This is a genomic window from Vibrio sp. B4-6 (assembly GCF_963888245.1).
Classification (GTDB): Bacteria; Pseudomonadota; Gammaproteobacteria; order Enterobacterales; family Vibrionaceae; genus Vibrio; species Vibrio anguillarum.
In genome coordinates, this window is the sequence record NZ_CAWPIM010000009.1 from 37,913 (window position 1) to 47,189 (window position 9,277).

At 44.7% G+C, this 9,277-nt stretch carries 4 protein-coding genes, 1 tRNA gene and 1 riboswitch; of the genes, 2 read left to right on the plus strand and 3 right to left on the minus strand.

Annotated features, from left to right (window positions below; all coding sequences use genetic code 11):
- Nucleotides 1-499 precede the first annotated feature (499 nt).
- Complete coding sequence (locus AACV20_RS02635) at nucleotides 500-1,621, minus strand: pyridoxal-phosphate-dependent aminotransferase family protein (protein ID WP_170907924.1); 1,122 nt, start codon at nucleotides 1,619-1,621, stop codon at nucleotides 500-502.
- A 178-nt stretch (nucleotides 1,622-1,799) separates the two neighbouring features.
- Nucleotides 1,800-1,975: riboswitch (Lysine riboswitch) on the plus strand.
- A 109-nt stretch (nucleotides 1,976-2,084) separates the two neighbouring features.
- Between AACV20_RS02635 and lysC the strand changes: the two genes are divergently transcribed.
- On the plus strand, nucleotides 2,085-3,437 hold the full coding sequence (gene lysC / locus AACV20_RS02640; protein WP_017043419.1) for a lysine-sensitive aspartokinase 3: 1,353 nt from the start codon (nucleotides 2,085-2,087) through the stop codon (nucleotides 3,435-3,437).
- Nucleotides 3,438-3,503: 66 nt separating this feature from the next.
- Here lysC and metH read toward each other — a convergent pair whose 3' ends face one another.
- Entirely contained in the window at nucleotides 3,504-7,181 is a 3,678-nt protein-coding gene (metH, locus tag AACV20_RS02645) for a methionine synthase (RefSeq protein ID WP_170907925.1), read from the minus strand.
- A gap of 182 nt (nucleotides 7,182-7,363) precedes the next feature.
- Here metH and AACV20_RS02650 point away from each other — a divergent pair, with 182 nt between their 5' ends.
- Nucleotides 7,364-8,644 carry a cation:proton antiporter gene (locus AACV20_RS02650; RefSeq protein WP_081265549.1) on the plus strand — a complete coding sequence of 427 codons (1,281 nt, stop codon included), beginning with the start codon at nucleotides 7,364-7,366 and terminating at the stop codon, nucleotides 8,642-8,644.
- A gap of 516 nt (nucleotides 8,645-9,160) precedes the next feature.
- On the opposite strand, the gene AACV20_RS02655 is transcribed toward AACV20_RS02650, so the two are convergent.
- Nucleotides 9,161-9,237: transfer RNA gene (locus AACV20_RS02655), tRNA-Asp, on the minus strand.
- Between the last annotated feature and the right edge of the window lie 40 nt (nucleotides 9,238-9,277).

The window sequence follows — 9,277 nt, forward strand, 5'->3', positions numbered from 1 at the left end:
AAAAGCGAGGCTTTAAATGAAAAGTTGGCAACAAAACGTAGGCTTTTCTACTAACCAGAAAATACCACACTTGGATAATCGACTACTCGACGAGTCCATAGGTTTCTATTGCACCTCTAAAAAGTTAATAATAAGTATGCTTTCTCAGCGCGCTTATCCTAACGCAGATAAAATAATGGTCAACCAAAACAATCGAACAATGTTCATTTTTTACAATACCATGACAATACAAAGTAGCATCCACACCCGTTCTAGTATTTAGGCCACAAACTTTGGCATCGTATATTTATTATAAACACACAAAACACCACTTATATTCATAGGAGTAATTAAACCATTAACGGAAGAATTTATCTTAAGACATCAATCACGAGTATTCCACTCACGCTGGGGAAGAGCTAACAATAAAAATGAATTTTATGATTGATGCTGAGACGAACAACGTTCGGCATCAGCACCACTAAAAAAGGAGCAAATGCTCCCTTATGTAGTTTCTTTGTTAATTTGTTAATGACTCTTCTAACGCCCGCAAGCATAAGGCCACGTTTTCACTGCGCGCCCCATACCCCATTAGACCAATACGCCACGCTTTACCCGCTAAAGTGCCAAGGCCTGCGCCGATCTCCAAGTTGTATTGATTGAGTAAATGCCCTCGCACTTTAGCCTCATCAACCCCTGCTGGAATATAGATCGCATTCAATTGTGGTAAACGACTATCTTCAGCAACGACAAATTCAAATCCTAATTTTTCTAAGCCCTGCTTTAATTTGTCATGCATCACACGATGACGTGCCCACGCCTGCTCTAGACCTTCGTTTTTCAACACCAACAAGGCTTCATGCAATGCGTACAAACTGTTGACTGGTGCAGTATGGTGATAACTGCGCTTGCCTGCACCACTCCAATAACCAAGCACTAAGCTTTGATCTAAAAACCAGCTTTGAACAGGGGTTGTTCGAGACTGAATTTTTTCAATCGCTTGCGCTGAAAAAGTCAGTGGCGATAAACCCGGAGGGCACGATAAACACTTTTGACTCCCAGAATAGACGGCATCGAGCTGCCATTGATCCACATAAAGTGGCACGCCGCCTAAGGATGTCACTGCATCGACAATACTCAGCATGTTGTTTTGCTTAGCCAACAGACCTAATGCTTGCGCATCACTCAATGCACCAGTTGACGTTTCTGCATGGACAAACGCGAGAATTTTAGCATCAGGGTTAGCCTGTATGGCTTGCTCGACTTTATCGAGCGAAACGGGGGCTCCCCATTCATCATCCACCAGCACCGCCTCTCCGCCACAGCGCACTACATTCTCGCGCATACGCTCGCCAAAAACGCCATTGCGACACACGATGACCTTATCTCCCGGCTCAATCAGGTTGACAAAGCACGCCTCCATACCTGCGCTGCCCGGCGCGGAAACCGCGATGGTAAACTCATTTTCCGTTTGAAAAGCGTATTTAAGCAGCTGCTTTAGCTCATCCATCATCTGGATAAAAAGCGGGTCTAAGTGGCCAACGGTCGGCCTGCTCAGCGCTTGTAATACTTGAGGGTAAATATCTGACGGGCCTGGCCCCATCAAAATTCGCTGGGGTGGGTTAAAACTGGTAATGGACATAGTTGCTCCTTGCTTGCGGCCAAATGCGAATACCCAGAGTAAAACAAATCCGCTGATGCAACAATTCGACCGAAGTCTAGAGGTCAAACCAGTGTCACACTCTGGTTAATTTTATTTTACATTTGGACTTAATTAGCGATTGACATTAACAGTTCAAAAACGTTCAATGAATGAGCTATCTAGCAGAAGAGGAGCACTGCCCAGGCAGATGTTTTGTGGAGCCTCAACTCCAATACAAAACATTAATGGGGAGCAGTGCCGAGATAAACCGAGGTTGTGGATTTGGTTTATCGGTTGAATGGGCTGAATCCCTTCAACTGTCATCAGCAACCCTGATGAAGAGCTTCTGAGGTAAACCAATCATAAAAACACCTCTTTATTTGCTCTAGAAAAACTCTCTTCAAACATTGGACGTTGGTACACCAACACTATTTTTATTTCAGGAAGTCGTGGGAGAAATGCCGTGAGCGCATTCAATGTCGCCAAATTTGGCGGAACAAGCGTTGCTAACTTTGAAGCAATGAGCCTTTGTGCCGCTGTGATCGAAAATAATCCAGAGACCAAATTAGTCGTGAGCAGTGCCTGCTCTGGCGTGACGAATTTATTGGTTGAATTAGCCAATGGCGTACAAGATGCCAATCAACGCTTAAGTATTATCAAGCAGTTAGCTGATATTCATCATGCGATTATTGATAAACTTGCCGACCCGCTACAAGTTGAAAAAGAGGTACACTCAATTTTAGATATGGTGGCCAGTGTCGCAGAAGCGGCCTCTTTTCAAGCGAGTAAAAAACTGACCGATCACTTAGTGGCTTGTGGCGAGTTAATGTCGACCTTCATTCTGACGCAATTACTGCGTGAACGTGGCATGGATGCGATCCGTTTTGATATTCGAGAAGTGCTGCGTACTGATGATCACTACGGTCGGGCAGAACCGCAATTAGAACAGATCCAGCAATTAGCCCAAGAGAAGTTAACACCACTTTGTCTGCAACACGTAGTGGTAACTCAAGGTTTCATCGGCGCTGATGAGCAAGGAAATACAACCACATTGGGCCGAGGCGGCAGTGATTATTCTGCGGCCTTGATCGCCGAAGCGGTACAAGCTTCTGGCTTAGAAATTTGGACTGATGTGCCGGGGATTTATACGACCGACCCTCGCATTGCGCCTAAAGCCGCTCCGATTGCGGAAATAAGCTTTAGCGAAGCATCGGAGATGGCAAACTTTGGCGCTAAGATTTTGCATCCATCGACGTTGCTGCCCGCGCTTCGCCACGATATCCCTGTGTTTGTCGGCTCCTCAAAAGAGCCTGAAAAAGGCGGCACTTGGATCCGTAAACGTGTGGAAAGCTCACCTCTATTTAGAGCCTTGACCCTACGCTGCAATCAAACCATGGTTACGCTACGCAGCGCTAGCATGTTTCACGCATACGGCTTTCTTTCGAAGGTGTTTGAAATTTTAGCCAAACACAAAATTTCGGTGGATTTGATCACCACCTCTGAAATCAGCGTCTCATTAACATTAGATAAAACCGATACCTCAGGTGGAGCGCCTGAACTGCCTCAAGCGGTGCGCTTAGAATTAGAAGAGCTGTGTAAAGTTGAAGTCGAACATAATCTGTGTTTAGTTGCGCTGATCGGCAATAACATGAGTGAAAGCAAAGGCTATGCAAAACAAGTTTTTAGCACCTTAGAAGATTTCAATTTGCGTATGATTTGCTATGGTGCCAGCCCGCACAACCTCTGCTTTTTATTACACGAGTCGGTTTCTAAAGCGGCAATTCAGAAACTTCATCAAGATTTGTTTGAACGATAAAACCACATTGAGTAGTTACACGCTGAATAAAAAACAGGTTGGCTTAGCCAACCTGTTTTTTATTACTTAATCTAAATTCGGCCCAAGCCATTTTTCCGCTTCTTGTGCATTCCAACCTTTACGTTGCGCGTAATCTTGCATCTGATCTTGCTGAATTTGTGCAATGGCAAAATAACGAGAGTCCGGATGCGAGAAGTACCAACCTGACACCGAAGCACCCGGCCACATAGCGTAACTGGTGGTTAAAGACATATCGATGGCTTGCTCAACCTGCAACATCTCCCACAAGGTGCCTTTTTCCGTATGCTCAGGACACGCTGGATAGCCCGGCGCTGGGCGTATACCTTGGTATTTCTCACGGATCAAATCATCGTTCGACAACTCTTCGTCAGCAGCATAGCCCCAAATTTCTTTACGAACTTGCTGATGCAAATATTCCGCAAAAGCCTCAGCAAGACGATCAGCTACCGCTTGGATCATGATGGCGTTGTAGTCATCGCCTTGCGCTTTATATTGGTCTGCTAATTCTCGCTCACCAATTCCGCCTGTCACGGCAAATGCGCCGATCCAATCTCGTTTACCACTCTCTTTTGGTGCAATGTAATCGGACAGGCAGTAGTTATAACCTTTGGGCTTTTCGGTTTGTTGGCGTAAGTGATGCAGAACATGAGCAACCTCGGTGCGCGATTCATCGCGATACACTTCGATATCATCCCCCACACTCGCGGCCGGGAATAAAGAGCAAATACCGCGAGCCTTGAGTAGCCCTTCTCGCTCAACTCTATCAAGCAATGCATTAGCATCATGGAATAAACTTTGCGCTTCCTCTCCCACCTCTTCGTGTTCAAAAATCGTCGGATATTTACCCATCAATGACCATGTCATGAAAAATGGTGTCCAGTCGATGTAACGACGAAGGGTAGCCACATCAAAATCATCAAACACATGTACGCCCAATTTAGCCGGAACTGGCGGCGTATAGTTATCCCAATCGATAACCGCTTTATTTGCCCTTGCCACTTCTAATGAGATGGGTTTAGTACGTGGGGTTTTACGGTGATGTTGATCACGCGTGCGTTCATAGTCGAGGTTTAATTTTTCAACAAAAGCAGGACGTAACTCATCAGAAAGAAGCGAAGAACAAACGCCTACTGCGCGCGAAGCATTGTTCACATACACAACAGGCTGGTGATAATTTTGCTCAATTTTAACTGCGGTATGTGCTTTAGAGGTGGTTGCTCCGCCAATCAAAAGCGGTAATTTAAACCCTTGTCGCTCCATTTCTTTGGCGACGTGCACCATTTCATCTAAAGAGGGAGTGATGAGGCCGGATAACCCAATGATGTCGACATTCTGTTCTTTCGCGACTTTGAGGATCTGCTCGCATGGCACCATAACGCCGAGGTCAATGATTTCGTAGTTATTACACTGCAAAACGACGCCAACGATATTTTTGCCGATGTCGTGTACATCCCCTTTAACTGTGGCAAGAAGGATTTTGCCATTATTAGAACCTGCTTGCTTAAGCGCGTTGATGTAGGGCTCTAAATGCGCAACGGCTTGCTTCATAACGCGCGCCGATTTCACTACTTGCGGCAGGAACATTTTCCCTTCGCCAAAGAGGTCGCCGACCACGTTCATTCCATCCATGAGAGGCCCTTCGATCACATCCAATGGGCGAGTGGCATTTTGACGAGCTTCTTCCGTATCTTCAACAATATACTCGGTGATACCTTTGACTAACGCATGCTCTAAACGTTTTGCGACTGGCCATGAACGCCATTCCAGCGCACTGGCATCCTCTTCCTTACCGACACCTTTGTTCGCATATTCAGCCGCAATATCCAGTAAGCGTTCAGTGCCATCGCTGCGGCGATTGAGAATGATATCTTCGACTGCTTCACGCAGTTTCTCAGGCACGTTATCGTAAATCTCAAGCTGACCGGCATTGACGATACCCATGTCCATGCCGTTTTTAAAACAGTGATAAAGGAATACAGCATGGATCGCTTCACGCACATAGTTGTTACCGCGAAAAGAGAAAGAGACGTTGGAAACCCCGCCGGAAATCATCGCATGGGGTAAATTACGTTTGATATCAGCCACGGCTTCGATAAAGTCCACAGCATAATTATTATGCTCATCAATACCAGTCGCAACCGCGAAAATATTCGGATCAAAAATGATATCTTCAGCAGGGAAACCAACCTCATCAACCAAAATTCGATAAGCTTGGGTACAAATTTCAAGTTTTCGCTCACGGGTATCCGCTTGGCCTACTTCATCAAACGCCATCACGATCACAGCAGCACCATAGCGGCGAATGAGTTTAGCTTGTTCAACAAACTTCTCTTTCCCCTCCTTGAGGGAAATCGAGTTCACAATCCCTTTGCCTTGAATGCATTTGAGACCTGCTTCAATTACCTCCCACTTAGAAGAATCAACCATGATTGGTACTTTGGAAATATCCGGCTCAGAAGCGCATAAATTGAGAAAGCGGACCATGCAAGCTTGCGCATCCAACATCCCTTCATCCATATTGATATCGATGATTTGTGCACCGTTTTCGACCTGCTCTCGAGCAACATGCAGCGCCTCGTCATACTGTTCATCTTTGATTAAACGCTTAAAACGCGCAGAACCAGTGACGTTAGTTCGCTCACCTACGTTGATGAATAAGCTCTCTTTGGTAATCGTCAGCGGCTCTAGACCGGATAGACGACAAGCCACTGGAATATCGGGTAACGCTCTTGGTTTCACACCTTCGACCACTTTTGCCATTTGTCTAATGTGCTCAGGAGTGGTTCCACAACAGCCACCAACAAGGTTCAAAAATCCTGCTCGCGCCCATTCCCCGATGTGCTGCGCCATCTCATCGGCTTCAAGATCATACTCACCGAATGCGTTAGGCAACCCCGCATTGGGGTGAGCCGAGACATAACATTCGGAAATACGTGATAGCTCTTCAACGTATTGGCGCAATTCATCCGGACCGAGTGCACAGTTCAAACCAAATGAGATAGGCTCAACGTGTCGCAGTGCATTATAAAAGGCTTCGGTTGTTTGCCCAGAAAGCGTTCGACCAGAGGCATCGGTGATTGTCCCTGAGATCATCACGGGCAGTTTGTAACCCAACTCTTCAAACACACAATCCACCGCAAAGGCACAGGCTTTAGCATTTAAAGTATCGAAAATGGTTTCAATCAAAATTAAGTCGCTGCCGCCACGAATTAAAGCACGTGTTGATTCTGAGTAAGCTTCAACTAATTGTTCAAAGCTGATATTTCGAAACCCAGGGTCATTCACGTCAGGGGAGAGCGAGCAAGTGCGGTTTGTTGGCCCTAGCACTCCCGCCACGTAACGAGGTTTATCAGGCGTTTTCGCCGTCCATTCGTCAGCAGCTTGGCGTGCAAGTTTTGCAGCAGCGAAATTGATCTCATCGCTAATGGCTTGCATATCGTAGTCGGCCATTGCGATGCTCGTCGCGTTGAAGGTATTCGTCTCTAGGATATCAGCACCTGCTTCCAAGTAAGCACTATGAATTTCTTTGATTAACTGAGGCTGCGTCAAGACGAGAAGGTCATTATTTCCTTTCAGATCGCTTGGCCAATGGGCAAAACGATCTCCACGATAATCTTGCTCTTCCAATTTATAGCTCTGAATCATGGTGCCCATGCCACCATCAATCAATAATATTCTCTGTTGCAATTGAGCTTCAATTTGACTTCTAACTTCTCTTCCCACAGTACAGCCTCATTCCTTTTGGTTATTCGCTCATCCTATCATATAACCATTAGAAATCTAGACGTCTAAACTTCACTTTAATTATCGTTTGATACATCTGCAATCATGGCTAAAAAGTGTTTGCTATTTGTACATCATCCAAGGAGAATTTCATTCATATTTTGTTACACGACGAGAAAACAATGTCTGTCTATTACACTTTATGCTTCCTATCAGGAGCAGCAATGTTGATTGCCTTTCTAAACAGTAAGATAGGCAATATGCAAACCACTATCGCCATTACAGCAGGATCGATGATGTTGTCATTATTGATCTTAGTTGCCGGTCAAAATGATTGGTTTCATCTAACTCAAATAGCGACAGAAACCGTCAACAGTATTAACTTTGAAAATTTTCTGCTCAAAGGAATACTCGGTTTTCTACTTTTCGCTGGTGGCCTAGGCATCAAATTACCCAACCTAAAAGATCAGAAATGGGAAATCGCGGTTCTTGCGCTAGGCGCAACGCTATTTTCAACCTTCTTCATCGGTTTTGGGCTATACGCCTTCTGTCAATTTATCGGTATTCACTTCGATCTCGTTTACTGTCTGCTATTTGGTGCACTCATATCACCAACAGACCCAATAGCCGTATTAGCTATTGTTAAAAAGTTAAATGCACCAAAACGTATTTCAACCCAAATCGAGGGAGAATCGCTCTTTAATGATGGTTTTGGTTTGGTTATCTTTGTCACCATTTTCACTATTGCATTTGGTACGGAAGCACCAACCATAGGTAGTGTAACTATGTTGTTTATTCAAGAGGCAATGGGGGGCATCCTGTATGGCCTAGCTCTTGGGCTATTATTCCACTACCTCATCAGCGCCACCGATGATCACTCAATGGAACTGCTTTTAACCATTGGTATACCGACTGCTGGCTATGTTTTTGCAGATGTTATCCATGTTTCCGGGCCTTTAGCTATGGTTGTATCAGGGATAATGATCGGCAACTGGACACGCTTCATTGGCTTTTCAAAAGAAAGTGAAGAACACCTTGACCACTTTTGGGAATTGGTTGACGAATTTTTGAATGGTGTGCTCTTCCTACTTATCGGTATGTCGATGCTACTCTTCAAATTCCATGAAGAGGACTGGATATTGATGGCTTTCGCCATTCCTCTTGTCTTATCTGCTCGCTATCTAAGCGTTTTTTTCTCTTACATCGGCTTCAAGCGTTACCGCTCCTACAACCCATGGTCAATAAAGATACTAACTTGGGGAGGACTACGAGGTGGGCTAGCACTAGCAATGGCACTTTCTATCCCATCTGGCATATTAGTTATCCCAGACAAGCTTATTGATGTAAAAGAGATAATCCTTGTTATGACATACGCTGTCGTGGTGTTCTCAATACTTATTCAAGGTTCAACAATTACCCCATTAATAGACAAAGCAAAACAAGCTGAAAAGTCGTCAGTTTAGAAAGAAAACTATCAGTAATGACTGATCAAATCAATTTTATCCCTAGCCGATGTTCTAAAACATCGGCTTTTGCTATCTTTACTTTGTTACTCCTCTCTCTATATCTACTGGAATACCAATTTAAAAAAATATGATCTAATTAAGGCTGTTGAACTATGGTGAAATATCACTATGGATAGCTTTAAGCTGGCGACCCTATTCAAATGAAGGTTTGATGGCGCCTCTCCACACCCCAAAGAAAGTCATTCACGTACACAAATAATCACACAATAGCTTAGAGTCAGCTGAACAAGTTTGAACAAACAGGTTCAATGATTATTGAAGAAGGACGCCAAGTAAAACTACGGACTACTAAGCGAGCCCTAGCTAATCAGAGTGTTACGGATTACAAGGAGTGAATATGTAAGTATGCGTAGAATTGATTTTTAGAAGACGGCACTGAGAGTGATAAAAAATAAAATGCTATTTTGCTAAAACGAAAAAGCCCAGCTATTACTAGCAGGGCTTCTTAATAAGTGGCGGAGCGGACGGGACTCGAACCCGCGACCCCCGGCGTGACAGGCCGGTATTCTAACCAACTGAACTACCGCTCCGCAGCGTGTCTGGTTAGACAATATTCAAAGCCTGGCGATG